20 protein-coding genes and 1 pseudogene are annotated in these 24,312 nt (G+C 60.4%); 15 read left to right on the forward strand and 6 right to left on the reverse strand.

What is annotated here, in order from left to right:
* Positions 1 to 406: 406 nt before the first annotated feature.
* Positions 407 to 1,333, forward strand: a complete 927-nt coding sequence (locus E3E12_RS05545) for a YihY/virulence factor BrkB family protein (RefSeq protein WP_408869936.1) — start codon at positions 407 to 409, stop codon at positions 1,331 to 1,333.
* 79 nt (positions 1,334 to 1,412) lie between these two features.
* Here E3E12_RS05545 and E3E12_RS05550 read toward each other — a convergent pair whose 3' ends face one another.
* The gene (locus tag E3E12_RS05550; protein WP_168194400.1) at positions 1,413 to 2,006 is read right to left on the reverse strand and encodes a septal ring lytic transglycosylase RlpA family protein; all 594 of its coding nucleotides are present in this window, start codon (positions 2,004 to 2,006) and stop codon (positions 1,413 to 1,415) included.
* A 139-nt stretch (positions 2,007 to 2,145) separates the two neighbouring features.
* Between E3E12_RS05550 and aroQ the strand changes: the two genes are divergently transcribed.
* The 3 genes from aroQ to accC all read left to right on the forward strand — a co-directional run bounded on the left by aroQ (position 2,146) and on the right by accC (position 4,527).
* Positions 2,146 to 2,595 carry a type II 3-dehydroquinate dehydratase gene (aroQ, locus tag E3E12_RS05555; protein ID WP_141443433.1) on the forward strand — a complete coding sequence of 150 codons (450 nt, stop codon included), beginning with the start codon at positions 2,146 to 2,148 and terminating at the stop codon, positions 2,593 to 2,595.
* Complete coding sequence (locus E3E12_RS05560; protein ID WP_168194401.1) at positions 2,592 to 3,038, forward strand: acetyl-CoA carboxylase biotin carboxyl carrier protein; 447 nt, start codon at positions 2,592 to 2,594, stop codon at positions 3,036 to 3,038. Before aroQ ends, E3E12_RS05560 begins: the two co-directional genes overlap by 4 nt.
* Before the next feature lie 124 nt (positions 3,039 to 3,162).
* Positions 3,163 to 4,527 carry an acetyl-CoA carboxylase biotin carboxylase subunit gene (gene accC, locus E3E12_RS05565; protein ID WP_141444114.1) on the forward strand — a complete coding sequence of 455 codons (1,365 nt, stop codon included), beginning with the start codon at positions 3,163 to 3,165 and terminating at the stop codon, positions 4,525 to 4,527.
* A gap of 20 nt (positions 4,528 to 4,547) precedes the next feature.
* On the opposite strand, the gene E3E12_RS05570 is transcribed toward accC, so the two are convergent.
* The gene (locus tag E3E12_RS05570) at positions 4,548 to 5,165 is read right to left on the reverse strand and encodes a heme exporter protein CcmB (protein WP_141443434.1); all 618 of its coding nucleotides are present in this window, start codon (positions 5,163 to 5,165) and stop codon (positions 4,548 to 4,550) included.
* Entirely contained in the window at positions 5,165 to 5,785 is a 621-nt protein-coding gene (gene ccmA / locus E3E12_RS05575) for a heme ABC exporter ATP-binding protein CcmA (protein ID WP_141443435.1), read from the reverse strand. Before ccmA ends, E3E12_RS05570 begins: the two co-directional genes overlap by 1 nt.
* A 361-nt stretch (positions 5,786 to 6,146) precedes the next feature.
* Here ccmA and E3E12_RS05580 point away from each other — a divergent pair, with 361 nt between their 5' ends.
* From E3E12_RS05580 to E3E12_RS05630, 11 genes and pseudogenes are all read left to right on the forward strand, one after another.
* Positions 6,147 to 6,890: an amino acid ABC transporter ATP-binding protein gene (locus E3E12_RS05580; protein WP_141444115.1), complete on the forward strand. Its 744-nt coding sequence runs from the start codon at positions 6,147 to 6,149 to the stop codon at positions 6,888 to 6,890.
* Positions 6,891 to 7,015: 125 nt separating this feature from the next.
* The gene (locus E3E12_RS05585) at positions 7,016 to 8,503 is read left to right on the forward strand and encodes an ABC transporter substrate-binding protein/permease (protein ID WP_240810612.1); all 1,488 of its coding nucleotides are present in this window, start codon (positions 7,016 to 7,018) and stop codon (positions 8,501 to 8,503) included.
* 229 nt (positions 8,504 to 8,732) lie between these two features.
* Positions 8,733 to 9,275, forward strand: coding sequence for a ribosome maturation factor RimP (gene rimP / locus E3E12_RS05590; RefSeq protein WP_408869937.1), 543 nt, complete (start codon positions 8,733 to 8,735; stop codon positions 9,273 to 9,275).
* A 45-nt stretch (positions 9,276 to 9,320) separates the two neighbouring features.
* Positions 9,321 to 10,856, forward strand: a pseudogene (gene nusA, locus E3E12_RS05595) (transcription termination factor NusA); the annotation flags it as partial.
* 154 nt (positions 10,857 to 11,010) lie between these two features.
* Positions 11,011 to 11,712 (forward strand): DUF448 domain-containing protein, encoded by a 702-nt coding sequence (locus E3E12_RS05600; RefSeq protein WP_240810447.1) that lies wholly within the window; start codon positions 11,011 to 11,013, stop codon positions 11,710 to 11,712.
* 2 nt (positions 11,713 to 11,714) lie between these two features.
* Positions 11,715 to 14,435, forward strand: coding sequence for a translation initiation factor IF-2 (gene infB / locus E3E12_RS05605; RefSeq protein WP_141443438.1), 2,721 nt, complete (start codon positions 11,715 to 11,717; stop codon positions 14,433 to 14,435).
* Positions 14,405 to 14,860 carry a 30S ribosome-binding factor RbfA gene (gene rbfA / locus E3E12_RS05610; RefSeq protein WP_408869922.1) on the forward strand — a complete coding sequence of 152 codons (456 nt, stop codon included), beginning with the start codon at positions 14,405 to 14,407 and terminating at the stop codon, positions 14,858 to 14,860. Before infB ends, rbfA begins: the two co-directional genes overlap by 31 nt.
* Positions 14,861 to 15,017: 157 nt before the next feature.
* The gene (gene truB, locus E3E12_RS05615; RefSeq protein WP_141444118.1) at positions 15,018 to 15,977 is read left to right on the forward strand and encodes a tRNA pseudouridine(55) synthase TruB; all 960 of its coding nucleotides are present in this window, start codon (positions 15,018 to 15,020) and stop codon (positions 15,975 to 15,977) included.
* Positions 15,977 to 16,246, forward strand: a complete 270-nt coding sequence (rpsO, locus tag E3E12_RS05620; RefSeq protein WP_141443440.1) for a 30S ribosomal protein S15 — start codon at positions 15,977 to 15,979, stop codon at positions 16,244 to 16,246. Before truB ends, rpsO begins: the two co-directional genes overlap by 1 nt.
* Positions 16,247 to 16,606: 360 nt before the next feature.
* Positions 16,607 to 18,751 carry a polyribonucleotide nucleotidyltransferase gene (pnp, locus tag E3E12_RS05625; RefSeq protein ID WP_141444119.1) on the forward strand — a complete coding sequence of 715 codons (2,145 nt, stop codon included), beginning with the start codon at positions 16,607 to 16,609 and terminating at the stop codon, positions 18,749 to 18,751.
* Between the two features lie 156 nt (positions 18,752 to 18,907).
* A complete protein-coding gene (locus E3E12_RS05630) occupies positions 18,908 to 20,338 on the forward strand; it encodes an NAD(P)H-dependent flavin oxidoreductase (protein WP_141443441.1) in 1,431 nt (476 codons plus the stop codon).
* A 57-nt stretch (positions 20,339 to 20,395) separates the two neighbouring features.
* On the opposite strand, the gene E3E12_RS05635 is transcribed toward E3E12_RS05630, so the two are convergent.
* From E3E12_RS05635 to E3E12_RS05645, 3 genes are all read right to left on the reverse strand, one after another.
* Entirely contained in the window at positions 20,396 to 20,848 is a 453-nt protein-coding gene (locus tag E3E12_RS05635) for a DUF1489 family protein (protein WP_141443442.1), read from the reverse strand.
* Positions 20,849 to 20,949: 101 nt separating this feature from the next.
* Positions 20,950 to 22,128, reverse strand: coding sequence for a radical SAM family heme chaperone HemW (gene hemW, locus E3E12_RS05640; RefSeq protein WP_206338640.1), 1,179 nt, complete (start codon positions 22,126 to 22,128; stop codon positions 20,950 to 20,952).
* 72 nt (positions 22,129 to 22,200) lie between these two features.
* Positions 22,201 to 24,168, reverse strand: a complete 1,968-nt coding sequence (locus tag E3E12_RS05645) for a potassium transporter Kup (RefSeq protein ID WP_141443443.1) — start codon at positions 24,166 to 24,168, stop codon at positions 22,201 to 22,203.
* Between the last annotated feature and the right edge of the window lie 144 nt (positions 24,169 to 24,312).

Raw genomic sequence — 24,312 nt, forward strand, 5'->3', positions numbered from 1 at the left:
GATAATAAGCCTGTTTTCCCTGCCTTCTCACCACTTCATGATTGGTGGGCGATGGAAAGGGTAGGGCCGTAGGTTGTCAAAGCAAGGGGCTGCACAGGTTTTTAACAACCTTAACGCCATCTGGTGCTGGCGTTAAGGTCATTTATATATGAACCAATATATATGAACCAACTGACGATTCTGGGAAACATGCCCCCTGCAAGACCTTGTTTAAGGCCGCCTGGCTTGAGAAGGCGTGTCGTCCCCTGATGCTTAAACCCTGAGGAGCACCGTTTTGGCTGAACGCGCCCCAACTATGTTATCTGCTGCTGCGCCAGCAACCACTCACACGGTCGCCAGCCAGCCTGCGGGTGAGGAAGGGGTGGGCAAGCTTTCCAAGCCACCACATGTCAGCGCTTTCAAGGTGATGTGGCGTGCTGTGAAAGCAGCTATGGCCGGTGGGCAAATCACACTGTGGGCAGCAGGCTGCGCTTTCTTCGCCATGCTATCGCTCTTTCCCGCCATGAGCGCCCTCATTTCCCTTTATGGTCTGGTCTTCGACCTTCACACGGTGGAGCCGCAGCTGGCCGCCTTGAAGAACCTGCTTCCTTCATCAGCCTATGACCTGATTTGCAACACCATCCATGCCTTGGTGGAACAGCCCCATTCACAACTGACGGTGGGGCTGGTGATTTCACTTGTGGTGGCGTTGTGGTCGGCAAGTGTCAGCAGCCGTTCCATTCTACAGGCGCTCAACATGGCTTATGACGTGAAGGAGAACAGGGGGTATTTCCACTTTCAGCTTTTGGCCTTCGCCACCACGGTCATGGGAGTGTGTGGGGCCTGCATGACGTTGGCCCTCATGGTGGCGGCCCCGGCTTTGCTAGATTGGCTGCCGCATCTTTTGGGGCAGGTAGGCCTTTCCATGAATCAGGTCCCGGCATGGGCGCAGTTCATGGTGCAGAAAAGCACCTTTTATATTTTGAAGTACCTGGCGCCAGGCTTATTGGTTCTTTACGTTTTCATATTTGTGACGTTGCTTTACCGTTACGCGCCTTGCCGTAGCAACGTTAAATGGCGCTGGATCATACCAGGTTCATTGGTGGCCACCTTGCTTTGGCTTCTCGCCTCTGACGGCTTTTCGATCTATGTCAGCCATTTCGCGAACTACAGCGCCACCTATGGGCCTCTCAGTGCAGTGGCTGCTATTATGATGTGGCTGTTCGTCAGCGCTTACGTGGTGCTGTTCGGCGCTGTGATTGATTCAGCGTTGGAACGGCGCGCTCGTGGCGCCCAAGCCAGCCGGGCTGCCCACGCCGCTACCCTGGCGGCCCAAGCGGACAAGGCTTCCTGAAAGGCCCCTTAGTGCTGGTTGGGCACCCTAAGGCGATACGGCAGTGGCCTGTTGCGGCCACGCCAAGTGGCAGCCCCGCTCAGCCCCTGCGGCGGTGGTGGGCATGGCGGTGATGGGGGGTGCTGACAAGCGTCAGTTTAACTTTGGCCACGCCACGCCCCATCATGCCCAGCGGCGCTGCAGCGGCTGGGGTCAAGTCAATGATGCGTTTGCCAACATAAGGACCCCGGTCGCCAATGCACACCATGACGTTGCGGCCAGAGCGCAGCGCCGTTACCTTGACGGTGCTGCCAAATGGCAGGTGCCGATGCGCTGCCACGGGCAGGCCGCTGGCTTCACAGGCATGGCCACCAGCAATGTGTCCCTTGCCAATGCGGTACCAGCTGGCCATGCCTTTGCCAGCTTGCACTTCAGCTGTGTTCTGGTCAGCTGCGGGGGGCATGTCATTCACAGGCGGAACGTTCATCATATCATAAGCAGCCATGGACTGAATGTCGGAAGGCTGGTTGTCGCTGGCCAGGGCTGCGTGCCCCAGCCCCACCACCAAAGCTGGTGCCACCAAGGCCCGCAGCAAACACTGCCTGAAACGTTTGCCTGAACGTGCCTGGCCAACGTTCTGCCCTGTTTTCCTGCTTGCTGCGCAGGGGGCCGGAAGGTACGCGGGGTGGTTCATGGTGGTTTGTTCTCCCTGTTTCCCGGGCCAATTCATGTGGGCACCGGCAATGTTTTCCCATGGTTGGTGGTGGCGGGGCGGGTGGATGGTCCACCCTCCCTTTTCTGCTTCATGGGAAGATGTTATCACCTTTGCCAGCATGAAGCGCCCTATAATTGCGGTCCTCAACGGACCAAACCTAAATATGCTTGGTGTGCGCGAGCCTGAACACTACGGCAGCGCCACCCTTGATGACATCGAGCAACTCTGCGCGGAAGCTGCGGAGAATGCAGGCGTTGGCCTTGATTTTCGCCAGACCAACCATGAGGGCGAGCTGGTCAGTTGGGTGCAGGAATGCCGGGGGCGCGCTTGCGGCATTGTGATTAACCCAGCTGCTTACGGTCATACCTCCATTGCTTTGCTTGATGCGCTTCTTGCTGTTGGGTTGCCAGTTGTGGAAGTGCATCTGTCCAACATACACCGCCGGGAGCCGTTCAGACGGCAGACCTATGTGTCGCAGGCAGCCCGTGGGGTCATTTGCGGCCTGGGCGCCCGTGGCTACGCACACGCCATCCAGGCACTTGCAGATATGATTGAGGATGAAAAATGAGCAAAATGCTCGTGGACAGGGAGGCCCTCCGGGCGCTTGCCGACATTTTGGCTGAGACTGGCTTGACGGAGATTGAGCTGGCTGAAGGCGAAAACCGCATTCGCGTTGTGCGTGCGCCTGCGCCAGTCGCCCCCCAGCCAGCCACAGTGACTGTGCCAGCTGCAGTGCAGCAGGTGCCTGCTGCCCCTGCCAGCAACGAGGATGAACACCCCGGCATCGTGCCAAGTCCTATGGTGGGGGTGGCCTACCTGACACCAGACCCTGCCTCCCCTCCTTTTGTGCAGGATGGCGCCATGGTGCGTGAAGGTGACACCATCATGCTGGTGGAAGCCATGAAAACCTTCAATCAAATCAAGGCCCCACGCTCTGGCAAGTTCGTGCGTTACCTTGTGACTTCTGGCGAGCCTGTCGAGTTTGGCGCGCCGCTAGCGATTATCGAGTAAGTTCATCGCGTAAGTCGCCTGTCCGCCTGCCCCACTCCAGATGTGGGCAGGAGGGGCACAGGCCCCGTTGCATGGCTGTGCCGGTATGGCCCGCCGTACCCTATTTTCTCAAAGGGCGTTTCCCGTGTTCTCCAAAATCCTGATTGCCAACCGAGGCGAGATCGCCCTGCGCATTTTACGCGCCTGCCGGGAGATGGGCATTAAAACTGTGGCGGTCCACTCCACAGCGGATGCGGATGCCATGCATGTGCGCCTGGCTGATGAAGCCGTGTGCATCGGCCCTCCTGCTGCCCGCGACTCCTACCTCAACGTGCCTGCGCTGCTTTCAGCTGCCACCATCTCTGGTGCTGAGGCCATCCACCCTGGCTATGGTTTCCTTTCTGAGAATGCTGACTTCGCCGAGACAGTCGAAGCCCACGGCCTGACCTTCATTGGGCCAACAGCGGAACACATCAGGCTAATGGGCGACAAAATCAGCGCCAAGGCCGTCATGACTGATTTGGGCATTCCCCTGGTGCCTGGCTCTGATGGGGAGCTGACCAACCTTGAGGAGGCCCATGAGGTCGCAGCCCGCATCGGTTACCCGGTTCTGGTCAAGGCCTCCGCCGGGGGCGGTGGACGTGGCATGAAGGTTGCCCAAAATGCTGATGAGCTGGGCGAGGCCTGGCGCATTGCCAGGACAGAGGCCAAAGCGGCCTTCGGCAATGATGCGGTTTATCTGGAAAAATACCTCGACAACCCCCGCCATGTTGAATTTCAAATCATGGGGGATTCGTTTAAGAATGTTGTCCATTTTGGCGAGCGCGACTGCTCCCTTCAACGCCGCCACCAGAAGCTGCTGGAGGAGGCAGGCTCACCAGTGATTTCCGCTGAGGAGCGCGACCGCATGGGTGCTGTCGTCACATCCGCGCTCAGCCGCCTGGGTTACCGCAATGCCGGCACGCTGGAATTCCTCTATCAGGATGGGCAGTTCTGCTTCATTGAAATGAACACGCGCCTGCAGGTGGAACACCCGGTGACGGAAATGGTTTGCGGCGTTGACCTGGTCAAGGAGCAAATCCGCGTTGCTGCAGGAGAAAGGCTCTCCATGCGCCAGGAGGATGTGCGCTTCACAGGTCATGCCATTGAATGCCGCATCAATGCTGAAAGCCCCGACACCTTCATTCCGTGCCCTGGGCAGATCACTGTGTTTCATGCCCCAGGGGGCCCTGGGGTGCGCACGGACAGTGCCTTATATGCAGGCTACAAAGTGCCTCCTTACTACGACAGCATGATTGCCAAGCTCATCGTTCATGCGCCAACGCGCGCTGAAGCCATCGCACGCATGAAAAGGGCGCTTGAGGAATGCGTTGTGGACGGCGTTCAGACTGTTATTCCCCTTCACCAGAAAATCCTCTCAGCGCCTGAATTCGTCAAGGGCGACTACACCATTCATTGGCTGGAGGAATTTGTGGAGCGCCAGAAGGAAGCGGCCGCCAGCCGTAAGTAAGGCCTGGTTCCAGCGCTGCGTTAGCGCTGGGCAGCGGCGTGGCGCAACCCCCAGCAGGCTAGGGCCGCCATGGGGCCAGCCATCCCCCCAACCAATCCAGCCAAACACCATAGTAAAGTTGTGTTGGTTGGCTGCACCATGGCTTGGGCACTGACTATAAGCACAGGGGCGACAAGGGGCCCAAGCAGAAGGGCCATGCGGTAGGGGCTGCCTCGGCTGCCCAAAAGCCAGCTTCCCAACCCATGGCTTGCTGACAGCAACCCACAGAACGTCAGGGCGCTGACCAGCATGGCATGGGTCCACTGGTTTGGCGGTACATCATAGAGGATGGCCAGCAAAGCCGTAGCTCCCACCATGGGGGCCCCCTCCCCTGCCCCAGCGGATAAGGCACGCTGAAGCACAAGGGCCCAGGGGCTGGCACTTTGGCTTAACCACAAATCCAGGCGCCCACTACGATAATCATCGCCCCAAGGGTCTGATTGGGCCAGGAAGCAGGCCAGCGCCTGGCATGTGGTTAGCACGCCGCCAGCCATGTGGGGCAGTTGGGCGGTGGTTGCAAAGCCTAAAGGGAACAGCCCCGCCACCAACAGGTAAAACACAGCAGCCATCAGGTTGAAGCGCGGCCTGAACCACACCATCACAGCCTCCCTGGCTGATGGGCGGCCAATTCAAGGCGCAGTGCCCCAGGACCTGCTGGGGTACCATGCGTTGCCAGCACAGCAGCGCCCCCCTGGGCCCTGTGGCGGGCCAGCTGTTGCTTGAAAAGAGTTTCCCCAGCAGCGTCCAGCGCAGAGGAAGGCTCATCAAGCAACCAAAGCTTCTCTGGCGCCAGGGTGGTGCGCGCTAAAGCCAGGCGGCGCTTCTGCCCTGCTGAAAGGGTGGCGGCCGGGGCATTGAGAACCCGCCCCAACCCCCAAAGGTCCAAGGCCTGAAGCATGGCTTGATGACAAGCCATTTTGCCTAGGAACAAGCTTTGGCACGATGGTGGCAGAACAGCCCTCATGTTTTCCAGGACGCTCTGGGTTTCAACCAGGGCGTTGTCATGGCCGACCCACACGCAATCTTTGCGCCGCACCAAGCCAGCCATGGGCTGGGCCAGCCCTGCCAGCACACGCAGCAAGGTAGATTTACCTACGCCATTGGGACCAATGACTTCCACCAGCTCCCCTTGGCGCACAGCCAGGTTGATGTTGCGGACCAAAACGCGCCCCAAGCGCCCCAATGTCAGGTGGTTGGCCTCCAGCAGAAGTCCCCTCATGGCAGCGAAACTGCTCGTTCCCCTTCAGGGGGCGCCTGGGCTTTTGAGAGCTGGATGACCAAATAACAACTTCTTGTTGATGAATGTTTTCCAGCCGTTTGCATGAAAGCCCTTGCGCAAGCAGAATGAGAGGAACAAAGTGCGTCCTTTTCTTTGCTGACAATCAGCATGCGTGCCCTGTCCTTCGCCCTGTTGTGGTTCCCCCACCCTTGATGAGGAGTATACGGAACTGACTGACCAAGCTGCCACACTTTCCACGCATGAGGCGCCTGCCACCCCTGAAGCCACCGCGACCCCCACAGGGGCGGCTGTGGCAACTAACGCTGCGCCCAACAACCAGCCAACCAGCCAGCCAGACGTGGTGCTGCAAGCCCATAACATCGTCAAATCCATTGATGGCCATGACATCCTTCATGGCATCAACCTGGATGTTGAACGCGGCGAGCTCATTTCCATTATCGGCCCTTCTGGCTGTGGCAAGTCCACGTTCCTGCGCTGCCTGAACTTCCTGGAAAAGCCCAATGGTGGTTCAGTGCGTGTGGAGAATGTCTCCATCCAGTGCGATGGCTCCTGGAACAGTGCTCAGGAAGCGCGCGCGCACAAATTGCGCAGTCATGTCGGAATGGTGTTCCAGGCCTTCAACCTATTCCCCCACCGCACGGTGTTGGAAAACGTCATTATGGCCCCTGTGCACGTCAAAGGGGTGGACCGCGGCACGGCTGAGGAGCAGGCGCGCGACCTTTTGCGCAAAGTTGGGCTGGGGAAGGTGATGGACCGTTACCCTGAACGGCTTTCAGGGGGGCAGAAACAGCGTGCCGCCATTGCGCGTGCTTTGGCGATGAAGCCCTCCGTTATGCTTTATGACGAGCCAACCTCTGCCCTTGACCCAGAGCTTTCCGAGGAGGTCCTGGCCGTCATGCGCGCCTTGGACCGCGAGGGGATGACCCAGATCGTGGTGACCCACGACATGCGCTTTGCGCGCGCTGCCTCAGACCGGGTCCTTTATATTGAGGAAGGCGCCATTGTCGAAAGCGGCGACCCAGATGTGATGTTCGCCAATCCGCGCGATGCCCGCACGCGCCGCTTCCTGAGGACATTCCTGTGATGGCTCCCAATCCTTTGCGCACCCTGGGTGTTGTGTATCCCTTCCTGGCTATGTTAGCGCTGCTGGGCGCCATGCTGGCTGCGCAGCCAGCCCGTGCTGAGCTGGCAGGCGTTGTGGTGCCTGACATGGCCACCGCTGGCCAGCAGCTGCCTGGCGGCCATGGGGCTGACGACCTGCCGTGGGCCTCAGATGGGCAGGCCAATGTGCCTTACGTTTTCCATGACCCTGTGCATGAAGCACGCATCATCGGTTTTGAATACGACATCATGAAGGCCATTGGGCCCATCATGCACCGTAAGTCGCGCTTCATTCAGAATGGCTGGGACGGCCTCATCCCAGGGTTGACGCGTGGCCTTTACGCTATGGTTGTCGATGGCATCGAAATGACGCCTGAGCACAAAGCGGCCGTGTTGTTCACGCGTCCTTATTACGTGACGGCGGAGCGCATCGTCCTGCGCCAGGATGAGAAGGGCCTGGACAGCCTGGCCGCCCTTAAGGGCCACACGGTCGGCACCATTAAGGATACAGCCGCTGAACGGATGCTGCTGACCCAGAACCCCCATGGTGTGCGCACTTATGATGAGGAGACAGACCTTTTCAGCGACCTCTCCAATGGGCGTTTGGATGCGGTCCTCATCGACCAGCCCATCGCGCTCTACTATCTGACGCCATCACTCAAAATGGTGGGAGCGCCCATCGGCTCCGTGGCTTATGGCATCGCTTTTGCCAAAAACGAGGCCGATTTGCGCAACGATGTGGACAAGGCCCTTGGCGTCTTGATGGCAGACGGCACGCTTCACCGCATTTTGGCGCGCTGGAACCTCTGGACGTCCCAGATGGCTGATTACACAGGCGACCACACCCAGCTTGATGTCAAGCCTGTGGATTACGATGCTTATGAACAGGCCATGGCACGTATCCGGGGCAGCCATGGCTGGGGCCTGGTGAAGCGTTACGCCTCCTTCCTGCCTGCTGTGGGTGAAGGCGCCATTATGACGTTGGCCGTCTCCATCCTGGCCATGGCGCTGGCTGTGGGCATGGGCTTGGTTTTGGCCTTGGGGCGGCGTTACGGCCCAGCACCTGTGCGGTGGGCCAGCACAGCCTATGTGGAGGTAGTGCGCGGCACGCCGTTGCTCATTCAAATCCTATTCATTTTCTACGGCCTGCCTTCATTCGGCATCAGGCTTTCACCCTTCACGGCGGGTGTTCTGGCTCTGGGCCTGAACTACGCCGCTTACGAGGCGGAGAATTACCGTGCTGGCCTTATGGGCGTGCCGCGCGGGCAGATGGAGGCGGCGCTGGCGTTGAACATGACGCCGCGCCAAGCTTTGCGCCTGGTCGTGGTGCCGCAGGCCTTCCGCACCGTTGTGCCTGTGATGACCAACGACTTCATTGCCCTTCTCAAGGACAGCTCGTTGGTTTCCGTCATCACGTTGACGGAGCTGACGGAAACCTACGTGCGCTTGTCAGCCACCTATTACGATTACGTTGGCACAGGGCTGCTCATCGGGCTGGCGTATTTGCTGATTGGCCTGCCATTCGTGCGCTTGGCCCATTGGGCTGAAAAGCGCATGGGCAAGGCCCTGGCCCCTTCGCTTGAAGGGCACCATTGAGGCGCGCCGCTAAGGGGGCGGCCCAGGCGTGGGGCAGCCTTGCGCCCCGCGTGCCAGCAAGTTCTTGATTTCTACAGGGGCAATGAGGTAAGGAAGGGACAAGAGTTTTCTTAATCATCTTCCAGACCAGCAGGGGGGTGGGCCGCGAGGCCCACCTTTTTTGTTGCGGGGAACGAGGGCATTTCAGGAAAAGGAGGCGTTCATGACCGCCCACAATGACATCGTGCGGATGAATCCGTTGGAACGCCGCCTGGCTGACATCGTTGTGCCCGTCCTCAACGATTTGGGCTATGAGCTGGTGCGCTTGGCTGTGCTGGGGCGTGAGACCCCCACGGTTCAAATCATGGCTGACCACAGCGATGGGCGCCTGATCAGCGTTGAGGATTGCGAGAAGATCAGCAACGCCGTCAGCGCCGTGCTTGATGTGGAAGACCCCATCCCTGGCAAATGGTCGCTTGAGGTTTCCTCAGCGGGCATTGATCGGCCCCTGACCCGCCCCAAGGATTGGGAGCGTTTCACAGGACACCTGGCCAAGGTGGAGATGGAGGCCCCCCTTGAGGGGCGCCGCCGTTTTGCGGGCCCCATTACCGGCCTGCGTGGTCAGGAGGCCCTGCTGCGCTTGGAGGACGGTACAGAGGTGGCCTTGCCGCTTGGCGCCATGCGCAAAGCCCGCCTGGTGCTGACAGACGCCCTCCTCAAGGAAGGTGCGCCCTCGAAGGCTGGCGCGGAAGCCAATGGCGAAAACGCCGCCAACCAGGAAGACATTCACTAAGCGCGCTGGGGCAATCCCCTTGCTGCGCAGAGGAGGTTCATGCTGATGGAAACATCTGTGATGCGTCCGGAGCTGCTCATTGTGGCAGACACCGTTTCCCGTGAGAAAGGCATTGAGCGCGAACAAGTGCTTGAGGCCATGGAGCTGGCCATTCAGCGCGCTGGGCGCGCCAAATATGGCCATGAGAAAGACATCCGCGCTACCATCGACCGCAAAACGGGCGAAGTCCGCCTCTCCCGCTGGACGGAAGTAGTTGAGGCGGTGGAAAACGAGGATTCTCAGATCGCGCTGGATGTGGCGCGGCGGTTCCGCCCTGAAATCAAGCTGGGCGAGCACATCATCGACCCGTTGCCGCCGATTGATTTCGGGCGCATAGCTGCCCAGACTGCCAAGCAGGTCATCGTTCAGCGCGTGCGTGAATATGAGCGCAAACGTCAATATGACGAGTTCAAGGACCGCGTGGGCGAAATCATCAACGGCACCGTCAAGCAGACTGAATACGGCAACCTAATGGTGGAGTTGGGCACAGCTGAGGGCCTGCTGCGCCGTGACGAGCTCATCCCGCGTGAGTCGTTCCGCAATTCTGACCACATCCGCGCCTACATTCATGAAGTCAAGGATGAGCAGCGCGGGCCGCAGATCTTCCTGTCGCGCACGCACCCTGGCTTTCTGGCCAAACTGTTCGCGCAGGAGGTGCCTGAGATCTATGACGGCATCATTGAGATCAAGGCCGTGGCGCGCGACCCTGGCTCCCGCGCCAAGATGGCTGTCGTCTCCCACGACCCTTCCATCGACCCTGTCGGCGCCTGCGTTGGCATGAGGGGTTCGCGCGTTCAGGCTGTCGTGGCTGAACTCCAGGGTGAGAAGATCGACATCATCCCCTGGAGCCCCCACCCGGCCACCTTCGTTGTGAACGCTTTGGCCCCTGCGGAAGTCACCAAGGTGGTTATGGATGAAGAGGCAGGCCGTGTTGAGGCCGTTGTGCCTGACGACCAGCTCTCGCTGGCCATTGGGCGGCGCGGCCAGAATGTGCGCCTTGCTAGCCAGCTGACCCGCTGGGACATCGACATCTTGACGGAAGCCGAGGAATCTGAGCGCCGCCAGAAAGAGTTCCGCAAGCGTACCCAGCTCTTCATTGATGCCCTTGACGTGGATGATGTGATCGCTGGCTTGCTGGTCACGGAGGGTTACCACACGGTTGAGGACTTGGCCTTCGCAGACCAGGCGGAGCTGCACGACATTGAAGGATTTGATGAAGGCGTGGCTGAGGAACTGGTGGCGCGCGCCCAGGATTGGATGGCTGCGCGTGAGCGTGAGCTGGAGGAAAAGCGCGTTGCCCTGGGCGTTTCAGACGACCTTGTGGCGTTGGAGGTCTTCACCCCCCGCGTTCTGGTGGAGCTGGGCGAGAAGGGCGTGAAGACCCTTGACGACCTCGCTGACCTATCTGGTTTGGAATTGGTGGAGATGCTGGGCAGCGAGCTGCTGAGCGTTGACCACGCCAATGAGATCGTCATGGCTGCCCGTGCCCACTGGTTTGAGGATGGCAAGGCCGGGGAAGGCGCAGGCGAAGCCAAGGAAGGGCATGAAGAGACTACCGCTCCGGCAGCTTCCAAGTCTGCGCCCCAGGAATCTCCTGAAGGCACCGTGATTGACGCTGAATCAACCGAAGCACCCGCGGGTGTGAAGGATGATGCGGCTGCTGAAGGGGAGAAGACCAACGACTGACCCCACAGACATGACCCATTCCACTCATACCCCGATGCGGCAAGAGTTAAGTGCTGCGGCGGTGGATGGTGCGCTTTCAGTCGATGAAGGCGTGCACCAGGCCAACACAGTGCGTTGGCGGCGTTGCATCCTCACACGGGAGGTGGGGCCATCTGAAAAGATGCTGCGTTTCGTGGCATCGCCAGATGGCACCCTTTACCCAGATTTGGCTGGCGTTCTTCCAGGCCGCGGCATGTGGGTGAAAGCTGAGGGGAAAGTGCTGGCCAGCCCCAAGCTTGCTGGCGCTTTCCGCAAGGCTGCGCGTGGGATGGTGAAACTTCCTGAAGAACCTGCTAGAATGGTAGCTGACGGTCTGGCCCGGCGGATTCAGGAAGGAATTGCCCTGGGGCGGAAGGCGGGCAAGGCGGTTTGCGGTTTCCAAAAATGCCGTGAACGCCTGGTGGGCCGTGCAGTCGGTCTGGTGCTTTGCGCCCAGGGGGCTAGCAAAGCGGAATGTGAACGGCTGCTTTCAGGATGCGGTGCTATCCCAGTGGCAATGGTAGACGAAAAGATTTTAGCCTGTGCTTTTGGGCGGCAAGGCGCTGTTTACGGCGTCATGGCTCCTGGCCCGCTTGCACAGCGCGTAATGACAGATTGTGAGAAATTAGCAGGATTGGCCGGCAACGGTCTCCTGGCCCCGGGCGGGGCTGGCAAGGAACAGGCGGAACGGTAAGTATGAGTGACGGCAAAGAGCGCAACGATGGCGGGCAGTCCACCCAGGATGCCCAGGGCGCAGGCACGGCAGGGCAGGGGCGCACAGGGCGCCTTTCCCTGCGTCCTGGCCGCAGGGAAGCGGGACGGACAGTGGAGGCCGGCTCTGTAAGGCAGAGCTTCAGCCATGGCCGCTCCAAGGAGGTGCGCGTTGAAGTGCGCAAGCCCAAGCGCAATGCAGGGGGAGGCCAAAGGGGTGGCCGTGGTCCTGTGGGCGCGCGTGGGCTGACCTCTTCAGAGCAGGAACGCCGTCAGCGCGTGCTGCTGGAAATGCAACAGCGCAAGGCGGCTGAGGAAGAGGCGGCGCGTGAGGCGGAGAAAATCCGCATCCGCTCCGCTGCTGAGGAGGAAGCCCGCCGCAAAGCTGAGGAAGAGGCGGCAGAGGCCAACGCCCGTGCTGAGGCCGCAGCCGCAGCCGCTGAAGCCAAAGCACAGGCTAAAGCTAAGGCGGAGACCGCGCAGGCCAAGGCCGCCCCGGTTGAAGAAGACACTTTGGCCCCACTGGACAACTCAAGCGCCACAGGCGGCGTGCAGTTGGCAGCTCCCATCAAGAAGCTGCGTCCTTTGGCTGAACGCGCCGTGATGGCGCCGCGCCCTGTGACGACCACGCGCTCCAATGCTGGTGATGGCCAGGGCAGGGGAGAGACCCTCCACCTGCGCAGCAGCCGTTCGGATGGTGCCGGTTCTGGGCCTGAGAGTGACGATCGCCGCCCAGCAGGCGGGGCGCGCCGTTCCTCACCGCCGCCACGCCGTGGTGGGGGGATGCGTCGCGGTATGGACAGCGGCCGCAGGCAAGGCCGTATTGACGTGCGCGCTGCCCTGGAAGGCGATGATGGTAAAACCCGTTCGCTGGCTTCCGTGCGCCGCCAGCGTGACCGTGAGCGCCGCCAGGCTGAACTCGACCGCCTGCGTTCAGACCAAGTTCAGGTTGTCCGCGAAGTGGTGGTGCCTGAAACCATCACGGTGGCAGACCTCGCCAACCGCATGGCAGCGCGTCAAGGTGATGTTATCAAGGCCCTGATGAAAATGGGCGTGATGGCCGCAGCCGCCCAGAGCATTGACGCCGATACAGCTGAGCTGGTGGTTGAGGAATTTGGCCATAAGGTCAAGCGGGTCGCTGAAAGTGACGTTGAACTGGGCCTCTCTGGAGAGGATGACAAGGCTGAAGACCTCAAGCCGCGTGCGCCTGTAGTAACGGTCATGGGTCATGTCGACCACGGCAAGACCTCCCTGCTGGATGCGCTGCGCGCCTCTGACGTGACGGGTGGGGAGGCTGGCGGCATCACCCAGCATATCGGCGCTTACCAAATCACCCCCAAGAAGGGGCGCCCCGTCACCTTTATTGACACCCCTGGTCACGCCGCCTTCACTTCCATGCGTGCCCGTGGCGCTTCCGTCACGGATGTGGTGGTGCTGGTGGTGGCCGCTGATGATAGCGTGATGCCCCAAACGGTGGAGGCCATTAAGCATGCCCAGGCTGCTGAGGCCCCCATCATCGTGGCCATCAACAAAATGGATAAGCCAGGCGCCAACCCTGACCGAGTGCGCAGCGAACTGCTTTCCCATGGTGTTGTGGTGGAAAGCATGGGTGGCGATGCCCAGGAGGTGGAAATTTCCGCCCTTAAGAAAACTGGCCTTGACAAGCTGGTTGAGGCCATCGGGCTTCAGGCGGAAATCCTGGACCTGCAAGCCAACCCCAACCGCCCCGCCCAGGGCACGGTGGTGGAAAGCCGCCTTGACCGTGGCCGTGGTCCTGTTGCCACCGTCCTTGTGCAAAAAGGCACCCTGCGCCGTGGTGACATCGTGGTGGCTGGCAGTGAATGGGGCCGTGTGCGCGCCCTCATTGATGAGCACGGCCGCCAGCTCAAGGAAGCGGGCCCTTCAGTGCCTGTGGAAGTGCTCGGCATGACCGGCGTTCCTGAAGCCGGCGCCCAGATGGCGGTGGTAGATAACGAGGCCCGCGCCCGTGAGGTGACGGAGTTCCGCCAGCGCAAGCAGCGTGAGAAGGACATGGCCGCCCAGATCACAGCACGCGGCACGCTAGACCAGATGCTGGAGCGCATCCAGGCTGGCGAGCGCAAAGAGGTGGCGCTGGTCGTCAAGGCGGACGTCCAGGGTTCCGCTGAGGCCATCGACACAGCCGTGAAGAAGCTGGAGCATGAGGAAGTGGCTGTCCGCATTCTCAATTCCAGTGTGGGTCAAATCACGGAAAGTGATGTTCAGCTGGCCAAAGCCTCAGAAGCCATCATTGTGGCTTTCAATGTGCGCGCCACCACCCAGGCGCGTGAACTGGCCAAGCGCGAGAGCGTGGACATCCGCTACTACTCCATCATTTACCAGGTGCTTGATGATGTGGAGCAGATGGTAAAAGGCAAGGTCGCGCCCAAGCACCGCGAGAAGTTCCTGGGCTATGCCGAAATCCGCCAGGTGTTCAACATCACCAAGGTGGGCAAGGTGGCTGGCGCCTACGTCACGGAAGGTGTCGTCAAGCGTGGCTGTGGCGTGCGCCTGCTGCGCGACAATGTGGTCATCCACCAGGGTGAGCTGAGCCAGCTCAAGCGTTTCAAGGATGATGTGCGCGAAGTGGCCCGGGGCTATGAATGCGGCCTTTCCTTCGCTGGCTACAACGACATCCGCGAAGGCGATGTGGTTGAATGCTACGAGATGGAAGAGGTGCCGGCATGAGCCGCCGCCCCAGCAGCCCAGACCTTCACGGCATTGGCGGTGAAGGCGCCCCTTCCACCCGCCCCCTCCGAGTGGGGGAAGAGGTACGGCGCGTCCTTTCCAGCCTCTTCACCAAAACGGAATTCCGCGATCCGGACCTGCACGACGTCCACATCACCGTGACGGAAGTGAGCGTCAGCCCGGACCTGCGCCAAGCCACCGTTTACGTGACCAGGTTGGGACGTAGCGATGTCTCCGCCCTTCTGCCGGCGCTCAAGCGCATTGCGCCTTACCTGCGCACGCAGCTGGCGCGCACGCTGCGCCTGCGCACGGTGCCTGCGCTGCATTTTGAGGCAGACACCGCCCTTGACCACGCTATGGAGGTGGAAAGCATCCTCCATTCCCCAGAAGTACAGCGCGACCTGGGCAACGACACAGAAGATTGAGGCGCCACCAGGCGCACAACTTCCATGGCTCTTTCAGGGACCAGGAACACAAGGCAGCCTCCCACCAGGCTGCCTTGCGTGTGTTAAGGGCATATAAAAGCCAGAAGTCAGGCCAAGAGCTTTGGCCCCTTTGGCTTATAACATGAGGGAAAAAGAAATGGGGCGCCGCAAAGGCCGTGACCTTGATGGATGGTTGGTGTTGGACAAACCTTTGGGTCCTACCTCCACTCATTTCGTCAATCAGCTGCGCTGGTATTATGACGCGCGCAAAGTGGGCCATGGTGGCACGTTGGACCCGCTAGCCAGCGGCGTGTTGCCCATTGCTTTTGGTCGTGCCACAGCCACCATCCCCTGGATCATGGATAGCACGAAAATCTACCGCTTCACTCTGGCATTGGGGCAGTCCCGGTCGACTGATGACCTGGAAGGGGACGTGACGGCCACTTCTGAAGTTCGCCCTGATGATGCCACCCTGCGCCAAGTGGCCCAAGGCTTTGTGGGCAATCCTGTGCTGCAGGTGCCCCCTGTTTATTCAGCGCTGCGGGTGGGAGGGCAGCGATCCTATGACTTGGCACGCGCTGGTAAAGCTCCTGACCTTCCCCCCAGGCCAGTACGCATTGACAGCGTCACCTTGGTGGCGCGCCCTGACGCAGACCATGCCGTGTTTGAGGTCCAATCAGGCAAAGGTGTTTATGTGCGCAGCTTAGCGCGTGACATTGCCCTTGCTTGCGGCACGGTGGGGCATGTCAGCGCGCTGCGCCGGTTGCGCTGCGGCCCTTTCACCTTGGGGGAGGCGCTTACGCCAGCGCAGTTAAAGCTGGACAAAGCCGAAGAAAACAGGGAAAACGCCAAAGTCCTTCCAGCCCCCCTCATGGCGGCGGCGACCGCGCTGGCCGACATCCCGGCACTGGCCGTCACGCGTGAGGAGGGCAGGGCCCTGGTTTGTGGGCAACGCCTTGCCAGCCTTGCTGGTGGCAACGATGTTTTCCACCAACCAGAAGGCCTTTTGTGGCGTGTGGTCCTGGAAGGGCATGTTTTGGGCGTGGCGCGTGTAGAACAAGGTGTTCTGCGTGCCGCGCGCATGATTGAAGATCAGCACTTTTTTGGAGACACGTGATGTCGATTACGCCCCAGCGCCGTGGCGAGCTCATTTCTGAATACCGTCAGGGCCCCACGGACACCGGTTCGCCTGAAGTTCAGGTTTCCCTCCTCAGTGAGCGCATCAACAACCTGACTGAGCACCTCAAAACCCACAAGAAGGACTTCCACTCACGCCGTGGCCTTCTGATCCTGGTTGGCCGCCGCCGCAACCTGCTTGACTACCTCAAGAGCCGCGCCCCTGCCCGCTACCAGCAGCTTATTGAGCGTCTGGGCCTGCGCCGCTGAGGCATTGCTGAAGGGCTAGGGGGTTAGCGCGCCTAGCCTGCGCTTTTGAAGGCTTCAGCCAGGGCGCCCCTGGTGCTAACCTGCCAGGAGCGCCTTGAAGCGCCGCTCGTTTGCGTGGTGGGGAAGAGATGCAACGGCCCAGCGTTTCCGGCCACATGACGCCCAGATGACATCTGGCCTTGCCCAACAGGGAAAGCAGCGCCATGCAGCCCGAAACGCTGCTTCGTCTTCCCAACGCACCCAGGCATTGTGAACAACAGTTGGGGCCGGCCAACCAGCCCCCATGATAAGTAAGACGAATAAAGCATGACCAACACAGCCAAACCCACCACCCCTACAACTGGCGTCTCCCCTGACGGCATGTTCAAATATTACCGCAAGGAAATCGAATGGGCCGGCAGGCCGCTGGTTTTTGAAACCGGCAAAGTGGCCCGCCAGGCTGATGGCGCCGTGATGGTGACTTATGGCGGCACGACCGTGCTCTGTACCGCTGTTGGCGCCAAGAACGTCAAGCCTGGGCAGGATTTCTTCCCCCTGACGGTCAATTACCAGGAAAAGGCCTACGCGGCTGGCAAGATCCCTGGTGGCTTCTTCAAGCGTGAGGGGCGCCCCTCAGAGACGGAAACCCTCAAGTCACGCCTCATCGACCGCCCCCTGCGCCCCCTGTTCCCTGAAAACTTCCGCAATGAGGTTCAGCTGGTCGCTACCGTCATCAGCCACGACCTGGAGAACGACCCTGGCGTTGTCGCCATGATTGGCTGCTCTGCTGCGCTGACCTTGTCAGGCATTCCGTTCTTTGGGCCTGTGGCGGCTGCCCAGGTTGGCTGCGTGGACGGCAAGTTCGTCATCAACCCTACCATCGACCAGATGAAGAGTAGTGACCTGGACCTGGTGGTCGCTGGCACCAGTGAAGGCGTTCTGATGGTTGAATCAGAAGCCAAGGAATTCCCTGAAGAGAAAATGCTGGAAGCCGTGGTGGCTGGCCAGAAGGCCTATCAGCCGGTGATTGAAGCCATCATCGCCCTGGCGGAAGTTGCCGCCAAGGAGCCCTGGCCCCTGGTCCCTGAGGATGAGAGCGTGAAAGCCCTTGCTGCACGCGTGAAGGAAATCGGCCAAGGGATGCTGGCTGAAGCCTACAAGGAGCACGGCAAGCAGGCCCGCCATGCCAAGTTGGACGCGGCCCGCGCGCAGATCACCACCACCTTGGAGGGGGAGGGCCACGACAGCGCCCAGACAGCGCCCCTGATCCACAAGCTTGAAGCTGACGTGGTGCGCAATGCCGTTCTGGACACGGGTATTCGCATGGATGGCCGTAACCTCACCACCGTTCGCCCCATCGTGGCTGAGGTCGGCACACTGCCTCGCACCCATGGCTCTGCTCTTTTCACCCGTGGGGAGACCCAGGCGCTTGTCGTGGCCACCCTGGGCACAGGCCAAGATGAGCAAATCATTGATGCCCTTGAAGGTGAGCATCGCTCACGTTTCATGCTGCACTACAACTTCCCCCCCTATTCTGTGGGGGAGACAGGCCGCATGGGTTCGCCAGGGCGCCGTGAGATCGGCCACGGCAAGCTGGCTTGGCGCGCGCTGAACCCAGTCCTGCCCTCTAAGGAACAGTTCCCCTACACCATGCGCGTGGTGTCTGAAATCACGGAGAGCAACGGCTCCAGCTCCATGGCAACGGTTTGCGGTTCCTCCCTGGCGCTGATGGATGCTGGCGTCCCCCTGCCGCGCCCTGTGGCGGGCATTGCCATGGGCCTCATCAAGGAAGACCGCGGCGTTGCGGTGCTGACGGACATCCTGGGCGATGAAGACCATCTGGGTGACATGGATTTCAAGGTGGCGGGCACTGAAAAAGGTGTGACCGCGCTGCAGATGGACATCAAAATCACCTCCATCACGCCTGAGATCATGAAAACCGCCCTAGGCCAGGCCCGTGAAGGCCGCCTGCACATCCTGGGGGAGATGTCCAAAGCCCTGACCAAGGGGCGTGAAGGGGTCTCCAGCAATGCGCCGCGCATCACCACCATCAATATTCCCGTCAACAAAATCCGTGACGTCATCGGCCAGGGTGGCAAAACCATTCGTGACATTGTGGAGACGACAGGCGCTAAGGTCGACATCGGCGATGACGGCACCGTGACCATCGCTGCCCAGGGCGATGACCAGGCCCAGAACGCTATCAAGCGCATCCAGGCCCTCACTTCAGAGCCGGAAGTGGGCAAGATCTATGACGGCAAAGTGGTGAAGACAGCTGATTTCGGCGCCTTCGTGAACTTCATGGGGCCGAAGGACGGCCTGGTCCATATCTCTGAGCTGGCGCCAGAACGTGTTGGCAAAACCACGGATGTGGTCAAGGAAGGCGACCATGTGAAAGTGAAGGTGCTGGGCCTTGACGACCGTGGCAAAGTGAAGCTTTCCATGCGTGTCGTTGATCAGAATACCGGCGCTGACATCACCGACCAAGTGGGTGAGCGCCCAGGTCGCCCTGCCCAGCGCGGTTGAGGCGCCCAGGGGCTGTGCCATCCAGCCCCTGCCCCTGCACGCGATGATGGGTACCCTTGCCCTTTGGGGTGATCTTTTCCTTAAGCTAGCAGGCGTGTTGTTTTTGCTGTTCTTTCCGTGCCGCGCAGGCACATCACTCGGGAAGCACCAGACCTTATGAAATTGCTTGATGCCGTCCGTATGTCTGGCAAGGAAGTCCTCCCTCTTGTGGAGGGGGGCAAGGGCGTTTCGATTTCAACGGGGCGTTCCTCAGGTGCCTGGGCCGCAGCTGGCGGCGTTGGCACCATTTCCGCTGTTAACGCTGATTGCTATGATGCCGAGGGCAACCCTATCCCCCAGATTTACCGCGCCAAAACGCGCCGTGAACGCCAAGGGGAACTCATTGACTATGCCATTAAGGGCGGCATTGCCCAAGCGCGCATCGCACGTGAGCTGGCTGGCCCCAAAGGGGTCATTCATGCCAACTTCATGTGGGAGATGGGTGGCGCTGAAGAGGTCATCGCTGGCATCCTTGAAGGGGCCCCTGGCACCATTGATGGCCTGACCTGTGGCGCGGGTATGCCTTACCGCCTGGCAGATGTGGCAGCGCGCTTTGGGGTGCATTACTACCCCATCGTCTCCTCAGGGCGTGCCTTCAACGCTTTGTGGCGCCGTTCTTTCAAGAACAAGGCCAATCTGCTGGGCGGCGTGGTTTACGAGGACCCCTGGCGTGCTGGGGGGCATAACGGCCTTTCCAACACGGAAGACCCCCTCAAGCCTGAAGAACCTTACCCGCGCGTGCGCGAGCTACGCCGGGTGATGAATAGCTTTGGGCTGGATGCCGTGCCCATCATCATGGCTGGTGGTGTGTGGTGGCTTGACGACTGGAAAGACTGGATTGGCAATCCAGAGCTTGGGCCGGTTGCTTTCCAGTTTGGCACCCGCCCCATCCTGACACAGGAAAGCCCTGTGCCGGATGCCTGGAAGCGCCGCCTACTCACCTTGAAAAAAGGCGATGTCTACCTCAACAAATTTTCGCCAACGGGGTTTTACTCCTCTGCGGTTCAAAACGCCTTCCTGCGGGACCTGCGTGAGCGTTCCGAACGCCAGGTCCCTTACCGCACCGCTGAGGAAGGCGCCTTTACGGTGCCATGCCCTATTGGCGCGCGTGGGCGGCATGTTTACCTGAAAGCAGATGATTGCGCCAAGGTGGAGAAGTACCGTGAAGAAGGCTTTACGGAAGCTCTGCGCACCCCTGATGAAACCCTGGTGTTCGTAACCCCTGGGGAGGCGCGCACCATTTTGCAAGACCAGGCCAACTGCATGGGGTGCCTTTCACAGTGCCACTTCTCCAATTGGTCGCAGAAAGGCCCAGACTACGCCTTGCCCCAGCGGGCTGACCCGCGCTCTTTCTGCATTCAGAAAACCCTCCAGGCCATTGCCCACATCACGCCGCGAACCCCTTCTGCGGAAGCTGACCACTTGGTGGACCACAATCTGATGTTCGCTGGCACAAGCGCTTGGCGCTTCGGGACTGACCCTTTTTACGCCAATGGCTTCATCCCCACCATGAAGCAGCTGATTGACCGCATCCTGACTGGGCGCTGAATAGCCTGACAGACCTCTAGCTATGCCTGTGCTGAGTGAGGGCGCCTGGCGGCCCCTTCACACGATGCCCAGTTCAGCCAGGCGTTTTCTAATGGAAGGCGGCATGGCGTTCTGGTTTGCCATGGCCTTTGCCAACAGAGGGTCCAGGTCCGGAGGGGCGTCTTCAGGTTTCAAGTAGCGCCAACCCTGGAAAGGGCGCCTGAGGGTCGCCTCGACCTCAATGACCTCATCTGTGACGAGGATGAGGGTGCCTTTGGTGCCATCATCCCTGGTGACGGTGCGAAAACCCGTGATGGGCTGGCGGCAGGTTATGAACCCACCCATCACCCTGTAAAGAGACCCCCCCACCAAGGCCTCAGCCTGTTTGGGCATCATGCGCGTGCCCACCCATGTTCCATCGCCGTGGCGATTCTGTCTGCCCCAGGCCCGAAGTTGGTCTGGCGTGTCGCAACCAACGCACAGCTTGATCATGTGCAGGGTTGGGGTGGGGTGTTTGGTCGTGTTTCTCATGATGCTGGTTTATGTGGTGTGCCCAGAGCTTTTCTGAAAGCGCCTTGAAGTCACCTTGTGGGCGTTTGTGACGTGAAATCTCCCTTTGCGCGCAGGGAGCATTACGCCACCAAGGACGGTAAAATGGCGTCAAGCCGCAACCGCCCTGCCGCTGTGGCCCGCAACCCTTCAGGACCTGCCACCAGCCAACCAGCAGCTACGGCCTCTTCCATGAAAGCCTGTTCCACGCTTTGCCACAGGTCCTGGCCTGTGTGGCGCTTGAAGCGCTCAGCCTGAATGCCTTCGCGCAGCCGCAGCCCCATCAGCAAGGCCTCGCGGGCGCAGTCCTGGGGGCTGAGCTGTTCCTGTTCAGCCATGCTTGCGCCCTGTTGCTGAACTTGGCGGCGCCATTGCTCAGGCACGCGTGGCCGCATGATGGCCGTTAGAGGGGAAGCCTGCTGGCTGCCGCGTTTTGGTTGGTAACGCACCCTGCTGTGTGCTCCAGCCCCAATGCCAAGATAAGGCCCATAGCGCCAGTAAGTGAGGTTGTGCAGGCTTTCCTGGCCTGGCCTGGCATAGTTGGAAACCTCATAAGGGTGCAGGCCGTGGCGTGCGCAGGCCTCCGCAGTGGCTTTGTAGAGGGCTGTGGCTGTCTCATCTGTGGGCAGTTTGAAGGCCCCACGGCCAAAAGCGCGTTCAAAGGCGGTGCCAGGCTCAATCGTCAGCTGGTAAAGCGCCAGGTGGTCTGCGCAAAGGTCCAGGGCTTCGTCCAATTCACGCTGCCAGGCACCCAATGTTTGGCCAGGGCGTGCGTAGATGAGGTCAAAGGAGAGGCGCGGAAACTGCCTGCGCGCCCTCTCCAACACAGAACGGGCCTGCGCTGTGTTGTGTTGGCGCCCCAGGAACTTCAGTTGCGCGTCATCAAGGCTCTGCACGCCAAGGGAAAGCCTGTTGACGCCAGCCTGCCTGAAAGCAGCGAAGCGTTCGGCCTCGCTGCTGGTGGGGTTGGCTTCCAGTGTGATTTCAATGTCAGGCGCCCACGTGAAAAGCGCCTTGGTTTCCTCAATCAGCGCAGCCACGCTCTCAGGCGGCATGAGTGATGGCGTGCCACCGCCAAAATAGACGGAGCGCAGGTGGGGCCTCTGCCCGTCAGGCTTGTAGAGGCGCCCTACCTCGTGGCGCAGTTCATCCAGCAGCGCTTGCGCATAGGATTGAACGTCCTGGTTGCGCCGCACATGGGAATTGAAGTCGCAATAAGGGCATTTGGAGAGGCAGAAAGGCCAGTGAACGTAAAGCGCCATGGCTTCTCCCAAAGGTTGGGAGGCTATGGCGCTGGCGTGGGCACGTTGTGGGGAAGGGCTGCTCAGCACGCTTTAAATGGCGATGCGGACGCTGAATTCCACAACGCGTTCAGGCGGCACACGGAAGAATTCCGTGACAGGGGTTGCGTTGTTCAGAAGGAACAGGAAGATCCACATCCGCCAAAGCGCAATGCGCGACACCTGCGAACGGAACACAATGTCGTGGGAGATGAAGTAGGAGGCCTGAATGGGGTCGAAATACACCCCAAGGCGCGTAATCTGCGTTAGCGCCAGCGGCACATTAGGCATTTCCATGAAGCCATAGCGCAGGATGACCCTGTGCATGTGGGGCGCCAGCTCCTGCACGGTCAAGCGCTGGCCAGGATCGGCCTCTGGCTGTTCCAGCGTCACGACTGTGACAAACAAGGTGTGGTCATGGAGGATATGGTTGTGGCGCAAATTGAGCAGGAGGGCGTCAGGCACTAATTCAGGATCGGCCGTCAGGAACACGGAGATGCCAGGCACGTGGATGGTCTGCGACTGCGTCAGCCGCGCCAGGAAGGAGGCCATGGGCACTGAATCAGCGCGTTCACGGATGCGCACCAGCTGCTGGCCGTACTGCCAGGTGGTCATGATGGTGACCAGCCCTGTGGCGATGGTCAATGGAACCCAGCCGCCATCGGGGATTTTGAGGATATTGGCGGCGAAGAACGTGCCATCCAGCAGGAAATAGAAGCCAAACACCACATCCACCATGATGGGGCGCCAATGGAAAATACGCCTGAACACCAATGTGGAGAGGATGGTGGTGCACAGGAACGTGCCTGTGACCGCAATGCCATACGCCCCAGCCAGCGCCTCAGAGCTGCGGAAGGTGAACACCAGTAGGATGGCGCCTGAGGCCAGCAGCCAGTTGAGGGTGGGCATGTAGATCTGCGCTTCTTCATAGGGATTGGTATGGACAATCCGCATGAGGGGCAAATAGCCCAGCTGTACCAGCTGGCGGCAGAGCGAGAAACTGCCAGAGATGCCAGCTTGGCTGGCGATCACGGTGGCCATAGTGGCCAGCAGCAGCAGGGGGACCTGGATCCAGTGGGGGGCCAGGAAGTAAAAGGGGTTGGCCATGGTGGCTGGGCTGTGGATCATCAGCGCTGCCTGGCCTAGGTAGTTCAGTGTCAGGCAGGGCAGTACGAAGAACAGCCAGGCGCAGCGGATGGGCGAACGCCCGAAATGCCCCATGTCAGCGTAGAGGGCCTCAGCGCCTGTGACAGATAGCACCACGGTGCCAAGCGCGAAAAATGAAAGCAGCCCGTGCGTAGCCACGAAGTGGAACGCCGCCCAGGGGGAAAGCGCCCACAGGATGCTGGGGTGGAGCATGATGCCGCGGGCGCCGAAAATGCCCAGCGCCAGGAACCACAACAGCATGACGGGGCCGAAAGCGCGCCCGATTTTACCCGTTCCCAAGGCCTGGGCGGCGAAGAGGCACACAAGCACCGCAACAGCTGCAGGGATAATGAAAGGCTTAGCCGCCGGGACTGAAATCTCCACCCCCTCCACCGCGGAAAGCACGGAGATGGCCGGCGTGATGACGCTGTCACCAAAGAACAGGCATGTGCCGATGAGGCCGATCATGCCAACGATGTAGCGGGTGCGCTTGGTGTGGCAGACGCGCTGGGCCAGTGACGTCAGGGCGATGATGCCACCTTCGCCATTATGGTCGGCGCGCATCACCAACCAAACGTATTTAAGCGTTACGACCAGGAAAAGCGCCCAGAAGGTGAGGCTGGCCAGCCCCATGATTTCGCTGGGCATGACTTTGTGGGTGGCGCCTGAAACCGTACGCACAGAGGCTTGGAGGGCGTAGAGCGGGCTGGTGCCGATGTCGCCATAAACCACGCCCAGAACGGCCAGCAGGGCGCCCCATCCCCTGGGCTTGGCGTGGTGGCCTTCGCTGGGGTGGACGGTGGGACGGCCCGTGGCGCTGGGATAGCTGGCGTCCGATGAGGTGGAGCGCAGCGCGATGTCGTCCTTGTCAGCCATGTTAAGGATCAACCCTGTTTGTTGTTCAGCATGAAACCAGGCGCGGTGCCGTCACTGGTTCTGTCCTTTTAGAGTAACCACCCGGTGCCGTCATGCCTTAAAGGCAGGGAAGTGGTCATAAATCCCGCAACGTCCCCAGGGTGC

The sequence above is a fragment of the Formicincola oecophyllae genome (assembly GCF_006542395.2).
In the GTDB taxonomy this organism is placed as follows: domain Bacteria; phylum Pseudomonadota; class Alphaproteobacteria; order Acetobacterales; family Acetobacteraceae; genus Formicincola; species Formicincola oecophyllae.